The sequence below is a fragment of the Halorubrum salsamenti genome, assembly GCF_007671685.1.
In the GTDB taxonomy this organism is placed as follows: Archaea; Halobacteriota; Halobacteria; order Halobacteriales; family Haloferacaceae; genus Halorubrum; species Halorubrum salsamenti.
The window spans coordinates 94,770-113,337 of record NZ_VCNL01000002.1; the positions used below are offsets into that span (position 1 = coordinate 94,770).

Here is an 18,568-nt window from a genome sequence, read left to right on the forward strand (position 1 = left end):
CCGATCGCGACACGAGTTTTTAAACGGTACGTGAGCGACCGCGACGACTCCCCTCAGTCCCCGGTGACGGCGAACCGCGAGGCGTCGCTGTCGGCGGTCGGCGCGGTGACGAGCGAGACGCCGACCGTGAGGGCCGCGGAGAGGACCATCAGCCCGAGCGCCACGTCCCAGCCGCCGGCGACGGTGCGGGGCAGCGTCGGCACGGCGCCGACGACCGCGGACAGCACCACCGCGAGGTACGCGATCTGCGGGACGAGGACGCCGGCGATCATGCCGGTGCGCGTCGTCCGGTCCCAGTAGAGCGCGCAGATCACGGGGAGCGCGAGCAGCGCGAACCCGGAGAAGGCGGTGTCGCCGACCTCGATCAGCGTCCCGGGTCGGAAGAGGCTCGCGATGAACGCGAGCAGCGCGAACGCGGCGACGCCGACCCGGGCGATCCACGCCTCCCGGCGCTCGGAGGCGTCGGCGTTGATCACGGGCCGGTACACGTCGCGGGTGAAGTACGACGACCCGGAGAGCAGCATCGAGTCCGAGGACGACATCATCGCGGCCACCGCGCCCGCGATCACGAGCGCCGCGAACCACGTCGGCGTGTACTCGTTCAAGACGACGGGAAGCACGTTGGCGCCCTCAGGCACCTCGACGGGCATCCCGACCGCCCACGCGCCGAGCATGAACGCGGGGAGGAAGAGGAGGAGGACGAGTACCGGCCACAACACGAACGACCGCTTCAGCGTCCCGCCCGACTTCGCGACGAAGAAGCGCTGGTTGATCTGCGGGAACATCGTCACGCCGAACGCGATGGTGATCGCGGTCGAGATTATGAATCCGGGCGTGTAGGTCCCGCCGCCAAAGCTCCCGAAGTCGGGCCGGGCGTCGAGCATGGCGCCGGTGGCGGTACCGACGCCACCGACCGCCGAGACCACCCACGCGGCGGCGATCCAGACCACCGAGAGCATGAAGAGCCCCTGTACCGTGTCGGTCCACGCGACGCCGCGCATCCCCGCGAGGACGACGTAGAGGATCATGAAGGTCGTGATCAGCGCCGCGCCGCCCCAGTAGGGGACGGCGCCGCCGGTGAGCCCCACGAGCGCCTCTCCCGCGCCCATCTGCTGGAGCATGACGTACGGGAACAGCCAGAGGAGGCTCACCCCGGCGACGAGCGCGCGCAGCCCTACGGATCCGAACCGGTCGCCGAGCATCTCTCCGAGCGTGACGTACCCGTTCCGGTTTCCGATCAGCCACTGTTTGTAGCCGATCGCGTACCACAGCACCGCGAACAACACCCCGTCGATCGTTCCCATCACGATCAGCCACTCGGGGCCGGCGGCGAACGCGAGGTTCGGACCGCCGAAGAAGGTGAACGCCGAGAGCAGGGTGGCGAACGTGGTGAAAAGCAGCACGACCGTTCCGATCGAGCGGTTCGCGAGGTAGTAGTCCTCGGCGGTGGCCTCGGAGACGCGGTAGGCGACGAGCCCGACCGCGAGCGCGAACAAGAGGTAGCCGGTGACGATGCCGAGCGACAGGCCGAGCGTCACCGTCGGTCACCTCCGAGCGCCGAGCCGTTTTCCGATTCCGGGCGGCGGCCCATGCCGCGCTCCCACGCGCCGCTCTCGACGAACCGCGAGAACAGGACAGTACACAGTCCGAGCCACGCCACGTGCCACCAGATCCACACCGGCAGCCCGGCGACGACCCGATCGACTCCCCACAGCGGCCACGGCACCGCGAAGGCGACGAGGACCGCGAACGTCGGTATCCACACGAGATCTCTCCGAGATCGACTCATGTGGAACGATATTGGAATTCACCGATTAAATACTATCGGTCTGATTCGTAGTAGAGTATCGAAGATAAATTTTCTTCAAACAGCGCCGGCGCAGGCGCGTGCGATAACTATTTTCGCCGACAGACACAACGACGCACGGGCGACCAGCGCCGCCCGATCATCACCATTCACCCATCATGAAAGACACAGAAAAATACCTCATCCACGCCACCATCGCGGCCGACGGGGTCGTCGAGCGGAGCGACGTCGTCGGCGCGGTGTTCGGTCAGACCGAGGGGCTCCTCGGCGATGAGTTGGACCTCCGCGATCTTCAGGAGTCGTCTCGGGTCGGCCGGATCGACGTCTCCGTCCAGTCGGAGAACGGCCAATCGTTCGGCGAGGTCACCGTCGCGTCGAGCCTCGACAAAGTCGAGACCGCGATCCTCGCCGCCGCGTTAGAGACGATCGACCGCATCGGCCCCTGTCACGCCTCGGTGGAGGTGACGAGCATCGAGGACGTGCGGGCGGCGAAGCGCCGCGAGGTCGTCGAGCGCGCCAAGGAACTCGTCGCCGGCGGCTTCGAGGAGACCAACCTCAGGAGCGACGACATCCTCGAAGAGGTCCGCGAGGCGGCCCGCGTCGAGGGGATCGTCGACTACGAGGACCTCCCCGCCGGCCCGCGCGTCGGCGACTCAGACGCCGTTATCGTCGTCGAGGGGCGCGCTGACGTGTTGACCCTGCTCGAGTGCGGCATCAAGAACGCGATCGCCGTCGAGGGGACGAACGTCCCCGACGCGGTCGCGGATCTCACCGCCGACCGGACCGTCACCGCGTTCCTCGACGGCGACCGCGGCGGCGAGCTCATCCTCCGCGAACTCGCGCAGGTGGGCGACGTCGACTACGTCGCGTTCGCCCCGCCCGGCGAATCGGTTGAGGACCTCGATCGGAACACCGTCTTCGAGGCGCTTCGCGGAAAGGTACCGTACAGCAGCCTCGTCGACGAGCCGAACCTCCGCGAGGCGGCCGCGGACGACTCGGGTGGCGCTCCCCTCGAAGGCGAAGACACCGATCTCCCCGACGGGACGTCCGATCCGTCCGAGAGCGGAGACGAGACCGAGCGAGCGAGCGACGCCGGCGACGACGACGGCGCCGGCGTCGTCGCCGGCGGAGCGCGGAGCGCGACGGACCGCGAAGCCGCTGAGGCGGTCGAGGAGGCGCTAGCGCCCGCGGCGTTCGACGCGGAAGAGGCCGACGAGCGTCACGAGGACGGTAGCGACGACGCGGCTCATGACGACCCCGCCGAAGGTGACTCCGCCGCTCCCGACTCAGTCGATTCGGAGGCGGCGGATGCAGGGCCCGACGACGGGACGAGCGCCGATACCGGCGGCGAGAGCGCGGAGGTAAGTGGAGAGCCCGACGACGCTCCCCTCGACGACGAGCCGCGTTCCATCGAGGAACACGTCCAGGAGGTCGTCGACGCCGGCAGCGACCGCGCCCGGCTCCTCGGCGACGACCGCGGCGTCCTCTCAGAGGTCGACGCGGTCGACGCCTTCGACGCGGTGGAACAGGCCGAGACGGCCCCGCACACGGTCGTCGTCGACGGGCTGATCGACCAGCGCCTGCTCGACGTCGCCGCCCAACGTGGGGTCAGCGAGCTGCTCGGCCGCGAGGTCGGCGAGTTCGTGAAACGGCCCGTGGGAACGCGGGTGCTCACGGTCGGCGACCTCCGGGCCGGGAGCTGACCCCTCGCTGGGCACCTCGGGCGGAACGGGTCTCTTCTTGAACCGCTCTGTCGAAGTCCTATTGGACGGACGGAACGTCGCCTGAAACCACCGTTCGTCGAAGGCCGCTTCTTGATCGATAGCGGGAGTGAGTGTTGCAGATCGGTTGTGGAGATGCGATATTTAAAAAGACATGAGCGATCGCGACGATCGCTTATAAAAAACGATGCGGTGGCGCGCCTGCGAGCGGCCGCCATCGGCGGCCGCGAGCTAGCCCGCGAGGGACGCCGCGAGCGGAGCGAGCGGCGAGGTTGGGGAGGTATGAGGCTGCGGTGCTGTGCGGGTGGGACTCAAAGGGGCGGCCGCGAGGACGAAGCTCGGCGACGCAAGGACCGCAGGAACGAGCAACGCGAGTGACGAGGACCGCAGCGAGCCGCGCGAGTCCTCGCGGCCGGAGCTTTGGAGGTCGTCACCACAGCGTCGATCACTTATAAACCACCAACAGCCACATCCCGATCCGACTTATAAACGACCACACCACCACACTGAGAGACGTACTCCCGCCATCGATTGCCACAGCCTCCGTACCGGCCAGAACCGAGTCGGAACGTATTGCTCGCTGGGTATTCTAACAAAGCCCCTTAAACCAACCCGACCGCGCCGAGCACCGCGAACAGCGCGTCTCCGTACGTCAGCGAGACGAACAGCCCGATCGCCATCGGGACGACGAACGGCATCCCCGGCGACACGAACACGCGGTCCTTCCGGGCGACGACCGCCAGCCCGCCGCGGAGCGTCTCGGCGTCGGTACCGTACGCGCCGTGATCGATCTCGTCGAGGAAGCGCTCGGCCGCCCACGGGTCGTCGAAGCGGTCGACGTCGTCCTCGCTGTCGATTCCGGTCGCGACCCCCCCGTCTGTCCGCGGCCCGACGTGAGTCCCGCCGTCGGTCGGGTCGCGCGTCTCGCCGACGCTGTCGGGGTCGCGGAGGCGGTCCGGGTCCTCGCGCAGGCCCGCGAGGGTCAGTCCGCGCCAGCGCAGGTACATCCGCAGCGCGTCCAGATCGAGGCCGTTCCGGGTCGTCCCGGCGTCGTCCTCGAACAGGCGCCCGTGTCGGTCAGGCAGCGAGTCGGTCGCCACCGGCCGCGCGAGGAACATCGTCGCCGAGCGCTCCCCGCGGAGGAGGTTGCTCAGGGCGAGCCCGAGGGGGTACGCGAGCGCGAGCAGGACCGTGTTCGTGAGCACCGTCAGCGAGAACACGCCGAGCCGGGTGTCGACGACCGGGAGTTCCGCCCCGGCGACGACGTACTCCGGGAAGGTCGGAAAGAGGACCGCGATCGCGATCAGCGCCTTCGCGTCGGCGCCCCCGAACGCGCCGAGGTACCAGAACGCGTAGCCCAGCGGCGCGACGAACAGCAGGCTGATCGCGGCCTGCACCGCGAACCGAATCTCCTCGAACCCCGCGATCGGCCACATCGCCGCTATCTCCCAGACCAACAGCAGCGCCCCGAACGCGTACAGCGGCGGCCACAGTCGGTTCGGGAGGCGGCGGGTCCGAACGTCCCGCAGGGCCGCCCACGCGAAGACGGGGACGACGAACAGGCGGAGGGCGTCCGGCAGCGTCGCGAACATGTCACCACGGGCGGCGCGGGCGTAATTAGGCGTTCGGGTTCGCGTATCGCGATCGATAGCGCGGCGTCGCGGTCCCGACGAAAGCTCGCCGCGCCGACGCGCCTGTCGAGGCGTTACCGCAGCTCGACGCTACAAAGCTTTTTGTCATTCGAAGAACCGTATCAGGTATGAGAAACGACGGGATCGATCGCGGGCTCCGCCCCGGTCGCGATTCCCTTCCACTGGTCGGTACCGTCGGCGCGCTCTACCTCCTCGTCGCGCTGGGTGAGCGGGCGCTCTCCGGAGTCGTGTCGGTCCCGGCGCTCTCGGTCGTCGATCTGACCGCGGCGCTCCCGGTTCCGGTGCTGTTGGCGGCCGGCCCCGCGGCGCTGTGGGGGATTCTGTTCGGGCACGTGCTGAGCGATGCGGCGACGAGTTCGCTCGGACCGGGCACCCTCGTCGGCGCGGGCGCGCATCTGTATCTCGGCTACGCGACGTGCACACTCCTCCGGCGGTCCGACGCCCCCCGCGCCTCTGACTCGGCCGGCCTCGGTCGGTTCGTCCTCGCCGTCGCCGTCGCGGCGGCCGGCGCGGCGGCCATCTCCGGATGGGGCGGCGAGGCCATCCACCGGACGCCGTTCTTCGTCGCCGCGCCCGCGGCGTTCGCCGAGTTCACTCTCCTGAGCGTCCCGTTCGCGCTCCCGCTGGCCGGTCTGTTCAGGCGGGTCGCGTCCGCGGGCGCGTCGGCGTTCGACATCACCGCCGCCCCGCGACGGCGGTTCGACGGCCATCCCGACCTCCGCCGGGTCACCGCCGTAACGGTCGGATGGGTCGTCGTCGGGACGGTGGCGAGCGTCGGCTACCGGATGTTCGAGACGGTCCCCGCCGGTGCGTTCACGAGTCGCGACCTGGATTTCGTCCTGCTGTTGCGACAGCCGACGCTGTTCGGACCCGGTGCGGGCCGTCTACAGGTGCTTTTGGGTGCGGTACTCCTGTCGTTCCTCGTGGTCCTCTTGGCCGATCCGTCCGATCGAGGGGGGACCCCCGTCCGATGAGACTGACCAGACGGCAGGCCCTCCTCGGTCTGGTCGGCGCGAGCTCCGTGGGCGGCCTCGGCGTCTACGAGTTGCTCGACCGCACGGCGACTGACGCCACCATCTCCGACGCAGGGATGAACGGCCTGCTCACCGTCGCCGATATCGTCCACCCGGCGGCCCCCGAAGACGTCGAACCCGTGATTTCGGCCTACGTCGGCAGACTGAGCCACGACCGGATTCGCGGAGTCGTCAGGGCGCTGTCCGAGCTCGACAGTCGATCGCGCCGCCACTTCGGCGCGTCGTTCGGGGCGCTCTCCCGCGCGCAGGGCGAGCGTCTGCTGACGACGCTCGGGGTGAACCGAGTTCAGTCGAGACCGGAGGGGACGCTGGCCGAACGCGTCCGCTATCACCTCGTCAACGCCGTCCTGTACGCGCTGTTGACCCGGCCCGCCGGGACCGAACTGTTCGGGATCGGCAACCCGGTCGGCTTCCCGGGCGGGTTCGGCTCCCACGCGGGGGAACCGTGAGCTCGGACGACGAACGGGCGACGCAGGTCGATCGCTCGCCGTCGCCCCGGGCTGACGTCTGCGTCGTGGGCGCCGGCGTGGCCGGCGGACTCCTCGCGCACTCGCTGGCGACGGCGGGACTCGACGTGGTCGTCCTCGAAGCGGGACCGCGGTTCGAGTTCGACTCGCGAATCGAGCGGATGGAGCGCGCGCTCCGTCCCGACAGCGCCCGGTCCGTCTGGGACATGGGCGGCGAACGCGACGCGTACGCCTCCTCGGGGCCGAAGGACTACGACCTCAATCACAGGCGAGTCAAGGGCGTCGGCGGCACGACGCTCCACTGGGCGGGGTACACCCCACGCCTTCACGAGAAGGACTTCGAGATGCGCTCGCGGTACGGCCTCGCGAGCGACTGGCCCCTCGGATACGGCGACCTGCGGTCGTACTTCGCCGAGGCGGAGACGGAACTGGGCGTCGCGGGCGGCGACGACAACCCGTTCTCCCCGCCGCGCGAACAGGACCACCCGCTCCCACCGTTCCCCACGGGGCCGGCCGACTCGCGCTACGCCGAAGCGTGTTCGGATCTCGGGATAACGCTGCACTCGGCTCCGCAGGCCCGGAACTCCGAGGCGTACGACGGCCGGAGTCCGTGCGTCGGATACAGCACCTGCATCCCGGTCTGTCCCTCGGGCGCGAAGTACAGCGGCGACGTGCACGTCCGGAAGGCAGAGGAGGCGGGCGCACGCGTCGTCGACCGCGCACCCGTTCAGTCGCTCGAACACGACGACGCGGGGGAGGTCGTCGAGGCCGCGGTGTACAACACGCCCGACGCCACGGAACTGCGTCAGGAGGCCCGATACTTCGTGCTCGCGGGGGGTGGGGTCGAGATCCCGCGCCTCCTCCTGTCCTCGACTTCGGAGGCGTACCCCGACGGGCTGGCGAACTCCAGCGGTCTGGTGGGAAACTACTTCATGGAACACCCCATCGCGAGCGTCCGGGGGACGATACCGAAGCCCGAGGGGCAGGAACCCATCTTCTGGTGGCCGCTCGAGTCCCACCAGTTCTACGACCACGAGGAAGCGACGCCCGGAAGCATCAAACTGGAGTTCAAGCAGGGGAGCCAGGCCGAACCGACCGACGCGATCCGCGGGTTCGACGGCCTCGCCACCCCGTTCACGGGCGACGACCTGTCGGTCGAGGGCGGCCCCGAGTGGGACGGTTGGCGGCTGACGATAAGCGCGCTCGTCGAGATGCTCCCACGGGAGCGCAACCGCGTTGCGCTGGACGAGAGCCGGACGGACGACCACGGCAACCCCGTCCCGAACGTCGTACTGGACATCGGAAATCGGGAGGTCGAAACGCTGGAGCGCGCTCTCGACATCGGCACACGCATCCTCGAATCGATGGGCGCGACGGACATCGAGACGACCGACCCCGAGAACCCCGGCTACGCGTCGCACCACATGGGAACCACCCGGATGGGCGAGGACCCGACCGAGAGCGTTGTGAACCCGCAGCTGCGGACGCACGACCTCGACAACCTGTTCGTCGCCTCGTCGAGCGTCTTCGTCACGGCGGGGGCGATGAACCCGACCCTGACCATCGGGGCGCTGTCGCTCCGGCTCGCGGACCACATCGCCGATCTGGACTGATCCGGCCGTTCCGCCGCCGTTCGACGGGAACGAAACGCACCGGCGGATCGCCGCCGCTTTGTGGGGTCGTCACCGACCGGCAGGCGATGCGTCGCCGCCTCGGAACCAGTCTGTACGCCGGGCTCCTCTTCACCGTCCTCGGCGCGATCGCGTGGGGGACCGGCCAGCCGTTCGTCTTCCCGAGCCTCGGCCCGTCGGCGTTCCTGATCGCCTTCGACCGACGGAGCGAGCGCGAGCGGGCCGCCCGGATCGTCGGGAGTCACCTCATCGGTGGCGTCGCCGGGCTCGCGGCGTGGTCGCTGATCGCGGCCGGCGCCAGCCTCACCGCGACGCCGCCCGCGTTCTCGCCGGAAGGGTTCCGCTTGGCCGCGAGCGCGACCGTCTCGCTCGTGGTCACCAGTTGGGCGATGATCGCCACCGACGCGGTTCACGCGCCCGCCTGCGCGACGACGCTCATCGTGTCTCTCGGCCTCCTCTCGACCCCGATCGAGGTGGCGATCATCGTCGCGAGCGTGACCGTGCTCGTTGGCTTTCACGCCGGCGTGATTCTGGTGTTCAAGCGGATCGTGGGCGACGCACACCCCCTCTATCGGTCAGAGGAGCGCTGACCGCCTCGCTCAGTCGTCCGGCCGCTGCGCCCGCCTGTCGAAGACGGACAGCACCGGGTCGGGGTCCGCCAGTCCCGGGAGTCGGTACTCGTCGTCGCGGCGTTCGATCACGACGGTCTCGGTCCCGAGCCGCCGGTCGAGCCGCCCGCGTGTCACCCGCAGGTCGGTCTCGTCCCACGGCTCGACGCGCCACAGAGTCACGCCGAACAGGCGGTCGCGGGCGACGAGCGCGTCGTCGCCGGCGCGGTACGCGACGAGGCCGTATCGGAGTTCGTGGTCGAGCGCGGCGAGCCCCAGCGGGACCGCGACCGCGACCGCGGCGAGAGTGCCGGCGGTCGCCCGGTTTCCCCCGATCGCGAACAGCGCGGCGACGAGCGCGGGGAGCGCGGCGAGGTACCACAGCCCGGGGTGGCCGAGGGGCGTCGTCAGTACCCCAGCGAGCCGCGCGCGGAGAGGCTGGCGGACCGTCCGAACCGGCTCGCCGACCGAGCCGTCGGGCGGCTCGGGCGAGGGAGGCTCGTGCGAGAACCCCAGGTCCAGCGCCGACGACTCGTCGAACGCCGCCAGCCGATCGCCGTACAGCCCGGCGAGGTCGAACGTGGCCTTCACCGCGACGATCCCGAGCAGGAGGGGGAGTCCGACGGCGTCCGGGTCGATGGCGCCGATCTCGGCCTCGGTGCCGACCGTCGCGGCGCCGACGAGCATCACCGTGAATATCGCTCCGAGGAAGATCGCCGCGGCGCGCGCGAACACGCCCCGGACCGCCGTCTGGGCGCTGTGGTCGCGGTACTCGCCGCGGCCGAAGTACTCGACGGCCGTCGTCGCCGCCCCGCCGACGAAGACGGCGACGATCGCGAGCGTCACGCTGTCGAGCACGTCCGGCGCGAGTCCGCCGTCGGCGACGACGCCGACCGTGAGACCCCCGACGAACAGCCAGACGACCGCGAGGATCGGCACGGCGATCGGGAGCACGAGCAGCGAGGAGAGCCGGATCCGAAGGCCCGTTCGGGGGATCGACAGCACGACCCGTCGCTGTGCGAGCGGCCCGGCGATCAGAGCGTCACGCTCGATCTCGGAGGGACGCCCGGCGAACAGCGCGCGGACGACGGCGTAGAAGGAAGCGATCCCGAGCTCGAACCAGTAGAGCGTCATCAGCGCGGCCGCGTTCCAGCCGAGGGCGACCACGCCGACGAGCGGGAGGAGGTTGGAGACGAGCAGCGCGGCCGCCCGGGGGCGGCGACCCCGAGCGAGGGCGCCGAGAGGGGAGTCTCGGTCGGTGGAGGGCATCCGTTCGAGCGATCCGCTTCCGAGTTTATAAGCGGTCGGTCCGGGTCACCGCGCCGGTCCGACGTCGCGATGGAGGTACAGGTACGCGAGCACCGGAACGATCGTGAACAGGAGCGTCGAGAGGCCCCAGACGATCGCGTAGCGGCTCCCGCGCGCCCTCGCGTCGCGGTAGATCCACACCGCGGCGGCGACGACGACGCCGTAGATCACGAGCGTGAGCGGAAGCGACCACGGGAGCGCAACGCCGGAGAGGAGCGCCATTGCCGTCGAGTCGGCCGCCGTCATTTATAAATCGTCGGTCGCGTCCGAGCCCGTGAGGTCCGCGGCCATCACGAAATCGGGTTCGGCCGCCACCGGAACTCGGTTCGCCCCCGTGTCGCTCACGTGATCGACCGTCTCGGGGATCAGCACGCGGGCGTCGGCGGCATCGACCGCGGCGGCGTCGGCCGCGATCGCGTCGTACAGCGCCCCTGCCGCGTCGACGTCGTGCCACGCCGCGACGCCGTAGGTCGCGATTTCGGTCGTCTCGCCGTTCTCCTCGCGCTCCGTCACGCGAGTACGGACAGCGAACCCGGCGAACGCGTCCGCGTCAGCGACGGCTATCAGCCGGTCCTCGGCGGCTGCGGTCGCCAGTCGCTCGCGGGTGAGCGCCGAACAGGCCCACGACTCGTCCGGATCGAGCGCGAGTCCGCGCAGGTGATCGCGGGCGTCGCTGTCGCTCCAGAACGCCCACGCCGCGTTCGGGTCGGGGTCGGCGAGGGTCGCACCGGGATCGGCCGCCTCCGGTCCCGGCTCCGGCTCCGCGAACCGGAACTCCGTCGCGGGCTCGAAGCCGACCGCCCGCGACTGGCCGAGTCCCATGATGTTCCACGAGAACACCATGTTTCGACACACCCGCGCGCCGCGCTCTCGGGACCAGTCGAGCGCGGCCTCCGAGAGCGCGGTGCCGACGCCGAACCCGCGCGCGGCGGGGTCGACGCGGATCCCCTGCCCCCACGCCTCCCACTCCGAGAGCAGGACGCCCTGGATGCAGCCGACGACCGCCTCCGGCTCGCCCGCCGCGGCCGCGCCCGTCCCGTCCCCCTCGACGAGCGTGTCGCCGGGTTCGCGGTCGCCGTCGTCCCCGATCGCGTCGCGCTCGGCGACCGCGCCCGGCTGCAGCGTCGCGACGAAGGTGCCGCGATCGGGGTCGTCGGACGCGGCCCACTCGGGGAACACGCGCGGGATGTAGTCGTCGTAGCGCTCGCCCCACGTGTCCCGCGCGAACGCGGCGACCGCGTCGGCGTCGGCGGGGCGGGCCTCGCGGACGACGGGGTCGGGACCCGAGCCGGAGGCGTGCGACGACTCCCCGTTCGATCCCGTCATCGCCAGGGCTGCGACTCCTCGGTCAGCTCGCCGGCGAGGTCCCGGCCCATCGCCTCGGCGGGGTCCGAGCGGTTCGCGAGCGCCCACATCAGCTTCACCTTCGCGGTGCCGGGGAGGGTGTCGCCCGCCTCGACGACGCCGGCGTCGAGGAGGTCGCGGCCGGTGTCGTACACCCGGTCGCAGACGCGGCCCGCGAGACACTGGCTCGTCATCGCGACGACGGTCCCGCTCTCGACCAGCTCCTCGATCCGCGGGATGAGGTCGGTGTGGACGTGGCCGAGCCCGGTCCCCTCGATCACGACGCCGTCCTTGTCGTCGAGGTAGTCCCACGCGGCCGGGTCCATGCCGGGCGTGAACTTCACCAGCTCCACGTCGCCGTCGAGGGCCGGATCGAGGGTGGCGGTCGCGTCGTCCCCGCCTCGCGAGAGGAGCTCGCGGTTCCACTCGATCGCCGCGTCCGCGGCGTCGCCCTCCGCGCCCGCCTCGGCGGCGGCCTCGTAGTCGATGCGGCCGAGCGGTTCGGCGCCGACCGTCTCGAAGGCGTCGCGCCGGGAGGTGTGGTTCTTCCGGACGCGGGTGCCGCGGTGGAGCGCGCAGGCGTCGTCCGAGGGGCTCGCGTGCATGCAGACGAGCGTCTCGGCGTGATCGGCCTTCGCGGCCTCGACGGCGCACACCGCGTTCATCACGTTGTCGGAGGAGGGGCGGTCCGCGGAGCGCTGGCTCCCGGTGAACACGACCGGTACCGGCGAGTCGAGCATGAACGAGAGCGCGGACGCGGAGTACTGCATCGTGTCGGTGCCGTGCATCACGACCACGCCGTCGGCGCCGGCCTCGATCTCCTCGCGGACGGCCTCGGCGAGGTCGCGCCAGATGTCCGGCTCCATGTTCTCCGAGAGGATGTTGGCGACGACGCGCCCGCGGTAGTTCGCGCGGCCGGCCAGATCGGGAACGGCCCGCAGCACGTCCTCGGCGTCGAACTGGGCGGTGACCGCGCCGGTTCGGTAGTCGACGGTAGAGGCGATGGTGCCGCCGGTAGAGATGAGCGAAACCGTCGGGAGGTCCTCGTCGAAGGTGATCTCAGAGGCCTCGCCGCCGCCCGCGTCGGCGCCCTCGTCGACGTCGCGGGCGGCGGATTCGAGCACTTCGGCGTCGGCCTCGTCGCGGTCGATACCGACGTTGTACCCCCCGTCGAGCTTGACGACGAGGTGGTCGCGAGTCGTCGAGGGGAGCAGAACGCCCTCGTTCGTTACGTCCCCGCGGTCGACGCGGACGCGATCTCCCGGTTGCATACCACCGGGTTCCCCTCCGGCGGACTTGAATCCAACCGTTCGGCGGTCCGGAGCGGGTGCAGCCGCACCAGTTCTTGTTGTATGCCACCTCTGTGCATCATTCGAGATGCTCATATAGAATTGCTACCCAATTACGGTGCGCCTCCCCGTCGTCGTCGACGCGGCGGTGACCGGCACCGAGATCGAGATCGAGAGCTAACCGGTCGGCCGCGCGACGCTCGGCTCGTCGCGACCGACCGACTCCCCGAGGCGGACACAGTACGTCTTTTTACCCGCGCCGCCGACCGTGAGCACATGGATCGCGACGAATTCGCCGCCAGCATCGACCACACCGTGCTCGGCCCGGAGACGACGCGGGGAGACGTCGAGACCGTGCTCGCCGAGGCCGCCGACCACGGGATGAACGCCTGTATCCCGCCCTGTTACCTGCCCGATGCGACCGACTACGGCAACACCCCGGAGACGATCGCGACCGTGGTCGGCTTTCCGCACGGCCAGCACGCGCCCGCGGCGAAGCGCGACGAGGCGGTCGCCGCGTGGGACGACGGCGCCGACGAGATCGACCTCGTGATCAACGTCGGGCGACTCAAGGCGGGCGAGGACGACGCCGTCGCCGCCGAGATCTCGGACGTGGTCGCCGCGGTGCCGGTCCCGGTGAAAGTGATCATCGAGACCGCGCTCCTGACCGACGGGGAGAAGCGCCGCGCCTGCGAGGCCGCCGTCGACGCCGACGCCGACATGGTGAAAACCTCCACGGGGTTCGCCGACGGGGGCGCGACCGTCCCGGACGTGGAGCTGATGAGCGAGTACCTCCCGGTGAAGGCCTCGGGCGGCGTCGGTTCCTACGAGGAAGCGACCGCCATGCTCGACGCCGGCGCGGTCCGGATTGGCGCCTCCTCCGGCGTCGCCATCGTCGAGGGCCACCCCGAGAACGGGGACGGCGACGAGAACTAGCGTTCGGGGACGGCGAATCCCGCTCGTCGCGTTCTCTCACCGTGAGAACGCCGTCAAATCCATTTATGTTCCGAACTCCTACAGAGCAGTATGAGTCACTCGGCCGGACCAGAATCGCGAGGGCTGGACCTTGACGCGGCGTTCAAAGCGTTCGGTGCGGTAGGGATCCTCATCTCTGTCGCGCTCATCGTCGGCGTGCTCGTGCTGACGGACCCGCTCGGCGAATTCGTCACGACCTCGCCGGCGGTGTTCGGGAGCCTGCTGTCGGCGGGGCTGCTCGTCGCCGTCGGCTACGCGGCGTACGCGCTGCGGCGTCGCTGACGGGGCACACCGGGCGATCGGTGGAGAACGAGAGGACGGAAACGGAGCCGACCACAGACGCGGGACCGGTGAAGCGCTCGGCGGGCGACCGTCCGATCAGCTGGACGCGGCCGCGGATTCGGTCTCCGACCGGTCGTACTTCTCCTCGAACTCCTGGATGAGCTGGCCCATCTTCGCGTACCAGTCGTTGAGCATGCGCTGCATCTCGTTGGTGATCTTCTCGGGATCGGTGGGCGAGTAGACGTGGTAGTAGCCGCCCTGATCGTAGTTGATCTGCTCTTTGGTGATGAAGCCGGTCTGGAGCAGCCGCTGGACCGACCGGTAGGCGGTCGAGCGCTCGCGGTCGACCTCCTCGGCGACCGCGTCGATGGTCAGGGGCTCGTCGCTCTCGACGAGCGCCCTGAAACACTCTCGATCGAGCGGCTTGAGCCCGTGGAAACACTCGAGTAGCCCCTCGCATTGCATATCGCTCTGAAGCTGTTCAGACAGGGAATCCGGCATGATATTACCCGTAGGTACGACCCGTACCGGTAAAAGGCTTGTGTGAAGATAACACAATCTTGCGATATCCTGCTAACGGAAACGAGGGGATCGATCGACCACGCGACGGAACGGTGACGGCGAGAAGAGGTCAGTCGTCGGCCGGAGTGACCCGCTCGCTACGCCGTGCGCGGCGGCGGCACGAGGGAGACATCTCTGTCGCCGGGCGCTCTGTCGCCGGGCGACGGGCTACTTCGGGAACACACCCCGCTAGGAGCCGGCGGGATCGGCGAGGCGCCCGTCGGGATCGCCGTCATCGCTCGCGTCGCCCTTCGGCGACTCGACGCGGGCGAGCGTCACCTCCTCGGTCGCGTGTCGCGGGTACGCGAGCGCCCGAAAGCCGATAGCCGCTCGACGCGGTCGACGCGCGGCGGGACGACGGTCGGGCGGGCGAGATCGCGCACGGTCGGCCCGATCGCGCGGTTCGCGGGCTCTGCCCGCGGGATCCGATCAAGATGAGGTCGGCCGCGACCGCCTCGGCGGTCCCGTCGATCCGGCGGTGCGGCGTCTCGCGGACGACGTGAGTCTCGACCCGAACCCGGCGTTCTCGATCGTCGATCGGTGGGTCCGAAGCGCCTCGTTCCGACGGTTCCGGAAGTTCGTCCTCGGCGTCCCCGAGCGGACGTTCGAGGGGGAGACCGTCACGAAGCGGATCCGGTCGACGCTGCTCCGATCGAGACGGGCGAGCCCCGTCTCGGACCCGTCTCTCACATGGTATTTTTTATACTGCACAATAATCACTTATAGGAGATCAACCTCCGGTCGGATCGTGGCAGACCACGGACGGCAAGGGTATAACCCGGCGGCGACCGAACCGGCAGCCATGAGCGACGAGCCGATCGAGGCCGCGGTCGAGCGGTTCCTCGACGAGACCGAGTCCACGCTGGACAGCTACGATCAGGGGTACGCGGACGCCGACGCGACGATCACGGTGCTCCGGACGCACATCGACGAGCTGGCCGCCGCCGTCGACGACGACGAGACGGAGTGAGCGAGGACGGGGAGCGTCGACTCGCCTCAGGGTCCCGCGCCGATCAGCTTTCGCACGCGGGCGACGTGTTCGCCGAAGGCGGGGTCGCCGCGTTCTCGCGGACGCGACACGTCGACGTCGACGATCTCGGCGACGCGCCCCGGCTCGGCCGCCATCACGACGATCCGGTCGGCGAGCGTCACCGCCTCTGCCACGTCGTGCGTGACGAACAGGACGGTCTTCCCGGTCGAGGCCCACACGTCGAGCAGCTCGCGCTGCAGCATCTCCCGGGTCTGGGCGTCGACCGCGCCGAACGGCTCGTCCATTAAGAGTAGTTCGGGGTCGACCGCGAGCGACCGCGCGATGGCGACGCGCTGTTTCATGCCCCCCGAGAGCGATTTCGGGTACGAGTCGCGGAACTCGGTGAGCCCGACGAGGTCGAGCATCTCGTCGACCCGGCGCTCGCGCTCGGCCGCGCTCCGGTCGCTCCGTTCGAGCCCGAACCCGACGTTCTCCTCGACCGTGAGCCACGGGAACAGGTGGTACTCCTGAAAGACGACGCCCATGTCGGTCGTCGGGCCGGTGACGGGCGCGCCGGCGACCCGGATCTCCCCGTCCGTGGCGTCAGTGAGTCCGGCGATGATCCGGAACAGAGTGGTCTTCCCGCAGCCGGACGGGCCGACGACGCAGACGAACTCGCCCGGCTCGACCCCGAACGAGACGTCGTCGAGCGCCCGGACCGGGGCCCCGGCGCCGTCGTACGTCTTGCCGACCGCGTCGACGGCGACGCCGGCGCTGCCGTCGGTGCCGACGTCCGCCGATCCGTCTCCCGCGTCCGGCCCCCGATTCACGCCTGCCATGCTAACACCCGCCGTTGGACCGCGCGGAACGCCACGTCGACGACGAGGTACATCAGGCTCAACACGAAGATGTACGCGATGGCCCGGTCGACGCGGAGGTTGTTGCTCGCGCGCAGAATCTCGCGACCGACGCCCGGCACGGAGAAGATCTCGGCGGCGATGACGAGCATCCAACACCGGCCGAGTCCGGTGCGGATCCCGGTTAAGATCCCCGGCAGCGACGCCGGGAGGACGACCGACCGGATCATGTCGAGGTCGCCGCGCACGCCCAGCGTCCGCCCCACGTCGATCAGGTCCTCGGAGACCTCCTCGACGGCGCCGTAAGTCGCGTAGAAGTTGATCCAGAATCCCCCGATAGCGATGATGAACGCCGCGCCGGCGTGGTTGAGGCCGAACCACGCGATCGCGAACCCGATCAGCGCCAGCGGCGGCACGGGTCGGAGCACCCGCACCAACGGGGCCGTCACGTCGTCGAGCAGACCGCTCCACGCGAACGCGACGCCGGCGCCCACGCCGAGTCCCGTGCCGGCGATCGTGCCGGGGACCCAGTGGCGAATACTCGACGCCAGCGCGTCGGGCATCGTCCCCGAGACGAACTGACCGCGGAACTCCGCCGCGACCGCGACCGGCGACGGCAACACGATCGCCGGCTGCGTGAGCGAGAGGAGGTACCAGAGCGCGACGAAGCCGACCAGCCCCGCGGCGCCCCGTAACAGCCGCCGCGGGTCGTCGAGGCCGAGGCCGGTCTGCAGCCCGCTCCCGTCGAACTCCCGTCCGGTGTCGGTAGCCATCAGAGCGAGTCGTAGACGTCGAAGTCGAAGATCTGGTCGTTCGTGAGCTGTTCGCCGATCTGGCCGTTGCTCGCCGCGAACTCCGAGAACACCGGGGTCGCCTCGCTGATGGAGGCGGGGTCGGTGACGAAGTTCGACAGCGGCGAGTCGAGCGCCGTCCGCGCCCGGTCGACCGGCATCCCGATCCCGGATTCGACGTGTTGGGCGGTCTCATCCGGGTTCTCGTCGATGAAATCGGTGGCGCGGACGTGCTGTTCGAGGAACTGCGCCGCGAGCGGTGAGTCCCGGACCGCGTCGCTCATCAGCGTCACCGCGGCGGGCTGGCCGGGGAGGATCTCGGCGGCCGTCCGGAGCATCGCGACGGACGAACCCTCCTCCTGTGCGATCGTCGGCACCGGCTCCATGATGGAAGTCCCGTCGATGTTCCCGCCGTTGATCGCTTGCCAGACGGCGCTGGCACCGTTTATCTCTCGGATCTCGATGCTGTCGTTCTCGTCGGGGTCGACGCCGGTCTCCCGGAGCCAGTACCGGAGCAGCACGTCGGGAACGCTCCCCTGCGGGAACGTGCCGAACCGGAAGGGGCGCCCCCGCTCTTCCTCCCACATCGCGAACGCGTCCCCGCCGTGTTCCTCGAAGGTGTCGTGGAACGAGGACTCGGCCATGATCCCCATCGGCTCGCGGATGTTCGCCGCGGTCACCCGTGCGGGGATGTCGTTGTCGATCACGATCATCGCCGGCACGATCCCGAACATGGCGACGTCGATGTCCCCGCCGCTGAACGCCTGCACGATCGCCGGGCCGTCGGTGAACTCTCGGCCGTCGATCTCGGCGTCGATCTCAGAGAAGTACCCCTCGCCCTCCATCACGTACCACTGGAGGTCGGGGTAGATCGGCATGTGCGCGACCGTCAACTCGTCGAGCCCGCCGCTGTCGCCGCCGAGACAGCCGGCGAGACCGACCGTGGCAGCGCCGCCCGCGGCCGTAAGAAACGACCGCCGCGAGGCTCCCGCGTTTCGCTCGGACATACCGATCACAGGAGTTCACCGTGCAATACACCCGCGCCACCAGCAACTGGAGCGTATACCGGTGACGGAGTGTATCTGGCAGAAACGCCGGTAGCCGTGGTTTCGGTCGGCATAGTCGGCGATACTCCGACGGAATCGCGTCCCCGATCCGCGCAATACTTGCGAGGCCGATCGGCGCGATCGCCGTCGGTCGCGACTCCGGCGACCGACCTACTACCGACCAGCCGCCGACCGCCCACCGACCGCCCACCGACCGCCCACCGA

General features: G+C 69.8%; 19 protein-coding genes. 8 read left to right on the forward strand and 11 right to left on the reverse strand.

The window, feature by feature from the left end:
- Nucleotides 1–53: 53 nt before the first annotated feature.
- Together FGL94_RS05085 and FGL94_RS05090 are read right to left on the reverse strand one after the other, a co-directional pair.
- Nucleotides 54–1,538: a sodium:solute symporter family protein gene (locus FGL94_RS05085; protein WP_144921681.1), complete on the reverse strand. Its 1,485-nt coding sequence runs from the start codon at nucleotides 1,536–1,538 to the stop codon at nucleotides 54–56.
- On the reverse strand, nucleotides 1,535–1,789 hold the full coding sequence (locus FGL94_RS05090; protein WP_144921684.1) for a DUF3311 domain-containing protein: 255 nt from the start codon (nucleotides 1,787–1,789) through the stop codon (nucleotides 1,535–1,537). Before FGL94_RS05090 ends, FGL94_RS05085 begins: the two co-directional genes overlap by 4 nt.
- Before the next feature lie 176 nt (nucleotides 1,790–1,965).
- On the opposite strand from FGL94_RS05090, the gene dnaG reads away from it, so the two are divergent.
- Entirely contained in the window at nucleotides 1,966–3,510 is a 1,545-nt protein-coding gene (gene dnaG / locus FGL94_RS05095; protein WP_144921686.1) for a DNA primase DnaG, read from the forward strand.
- Nucleotides 3,511–4,130: 620 nt separating this feature from the next.
- Here the strand turns inward: dnaG and FGL94_RS05100 are convergent.
- A complete protein-coding gene (locus FGL94_RS05100) occupies nucleotides 4,131–5,120 on the reverse strand; it encodes an A24 family peptidase (protein WP_144921688.1) in 990 nt (329 codons plus the stop codon).
- Nucleotides 5,121–5,287: 167 nt separating this feature from the next.
- Here FGL94_RS05100 and FGL94_RS05105 point away from each other — a divergent pair, with 167 nt between their 5' ends.
- The 4 genes from FGL94_RS05105 to FGL94_RS05120 all read left to right on the forward strand — a co-directional run bounded on the left by FGL94_RS05105 (nucleotide 5,288) and on the right by FGL94_RS05120 (nucleotide 8,902).
- Entirely contained in the window at nucleotides 5,288–6,154 is an 867-nt protein-coding gene (locus FGL94_RS05105; protein WP_144921691.1) for a hypothetical protein, read from the forward strand.
- Entirely contained in the window at nucleotides 6,151–6,663 is a 513-nt protein-coding gene (locus FGL94_RS05110) for a hypothetical protein (RefSeq protein ID WP_144921693.1), read from the forward strand. The genes FGL94_RS05105 and FGL94_RS05110 overlap by 4 nt, the downstream gene beginning before the upstream one ends.
- On the forward strand, nucleotides 6,660–8,294 hold the full coding sequence (locus FGL94_RS05115) for a GMC family oxidoreductase (RefSeq protein WP_144921695.1): 1,635 nt from the start codon (nucleotides 6,660–6,662) through the stop codon (nucleotides 8,292–8,294). The genes FGL94_RS05110 and FGL94_RS05115 overlap by 4 nt, the downstream gene beginning before the upstream one ends.
- Nucleotides 8,295–8,380: 86 nt before the next feature.
- Nucleotides 8,381–8,902 carry an HPP family protein gene (locus FGL94_RS05120; protein ID WP_144921698.1) on the forward strand — a complete coding sequence of 174 codons (522 nt, stop codon included), beginning with the start codon at nucleotides 8,381–8,383 and terminating at the stop codon, nucleotides 8,900–8,902.
- Between the two features lie 9 nt (nucleotides 8,903–8,911).
- Here the strand turns inward: FGL94_RS05120 and FGL94_RS05125 are convergent, their stop codons facing one another.
- From FGL94_RS05125 to gatD, 4 genes are read right to left on the reverse strand one after another with little or no spacing between them, the layout of a single operon-like run.
- Nucleotides 8,912–10,189 carry a DUF6498-containing protein gene (locus tag FGL94_RS05125; RefSeq protein ID WP_144921700.1) on the reverse strand — a complete coding sequence of 426 codons (1,278 nt, stop codon included), beginning with the start codon at nucleotides 10,187–10,189 and terminating at the stop codon, nucleotides 8,912–8,914.
- A gap of 45 nt (nucleotides 10,190–10,234) precedes the next feature.
- Nucleotides 10,235–10,450 carry a hypothetical protein gene (locus FGL94_RS05130; protein WP_144923696.1) on the reverse strand — a complete coding sequence of 72 codons (216 nt, stop codon included), beginning with the start codon at nucleotides 10,448–10,450 and terminating at the stop codon, nucleotides 10,235–10,237.
- A gap of 24 nt (nucleotides 10,451–10,474) precedes the next feature.
- The gene (locus tag FGL94_RS05135) at nucleotides 10,475–11,554 is read right to left on the reverse strand and encodes a GNAT family N-acetyltransferase (protein ID WP_144921703.1); all 1,080 of its coding nucleotides are present in this window, start codon (nucleotides 11,552–11,554) and stop codon (nucleotides 10,475–10,477) included.
- Entirely contained in the window at nucleotides 11,551–12,843 is a 1,293-nt protein-coding gene (gene gatD, locus FGL94_RS05140) for a Glu-tRNA(Gln) amidotransferase subunit GatD (protein ID WP_144921706.1), read from the reverse strand. The genes FGL94_RS05135 and gatD overlap by 4 nt, the downstream gene beginning before the upstream one ends.
- 294 nt (nucleotides 12,844–13,137) lie before the next feature.
- Here gatD and deoC point away from each other — a divergent pair, with 294 nt between their 5' ends.
- Both deoC and FGL94_RS05155 read left to right on the forward strand, forming a co-directional pair.
- Nucleotides 13,138–13,797, forward strand: coding sequence for a deoxyribose-phosphate aldolase (deoC, locus tag FGL94_RS05150; RefSeq protein WP_144921708.1), 660 nt, complete (start codon nucleotides 13,138–13,140; stop codon nucleotides 13,795–13,797).
- A 90-nt stretch (nucleotides 13,798–13,887) separates the two neighbouring features.
- Entirely contained in the window at nucleotides 13,888–14,118 is a 231-nt protein-coding gene (locus tag FGL94_RS05155; RefSeq protein ID WP_144921711.1) for a hypothetical protein, read from the forward strand.
- Between the two features lie 96 nt (nucleotides 14,119–14,214).
- Here FGL94_RS05155 and FGL94_RS05160 read toward each other — a convergent pair whose 3' ends face one another.
- Entirely contained in the window at nucleotides 14,215–14,619 is a 405-nt protein-coding gene (locus FGL94_RS05160) for a helix-turn-helix domain-containing protein (RefSeq protein ID WP_144921713.1), read from the reverse strand.
- 862 nt (nucleotides 14,620–15,481) lie between these two features.
- On the opposite strand from FGL94_RS05160, the gene FGL94_RS18170 reads away from it, so the two are divergent.
- Nucleotides 15,482–15,649: a hypothetical protein gene (locus tag FGL94_RS18170; protein WP_186313335.1), complete on the forward strand. Its 168-nt coding sequence runs from the start codon at nucleotides 15,482–15,484 to the stop codon at nucleotides 15,647–15,649.
- Between the two features lie 26 nt (nucleotides 15,650–15,675).
- Here FGL94_RS18170 and FGL94_RS05170 read toward each other — a convergent pair whose 3' ends face one another.
- From FGL94_RS05170 to FGL94_RS05180, 3 genes are read right to left on the reverse strand one after another with little or no spacing between them, the layout of a single operon-like run.
- The gene (locus tag FGL94_RS05170) at nucleotides 15,676–16,488 is read right to left on the reverse strand and encodes an ABC transporter ATP-binding protein (protein WP_144921716.1); all 813 of its coding nucleotides are present in this window, start codon (nucleotides 16,486–16,488) and stop codon (nucleotides 15,676–15,678) included.
- A complete protein-coding gene (locus FGL94_RS05175) occupies nucleotides 16,476–17,279 on the reverse strand; it encodes an ABC transporter permease (RefSeq protein WP_144921719.1) in 804 nt (267 codons plus the stop codon). Before FGL94_RS05175 ends, FGL94_RS05170 begins: the two co-directional genes overlap by 13 nt.
- Nucleotides 17,279–18,304, reverse strand: a complete 1,026-nt coding sequence (locus tag FGL94_RS05180; protein ID WP_144921722.1) for an ABC transporter substrate-binding protein — start codon at nucleotides 18,302–18,304, stop codon at nucleotides 17,279–17,281. The genes FGL94_RS05175 and FGL94_RS05180 overlap by 1 nt, the downstream gene beginning before the upstream one ends.
- Nucleotides 18,305–18,568: the final 264 nt, after the last annotated feature.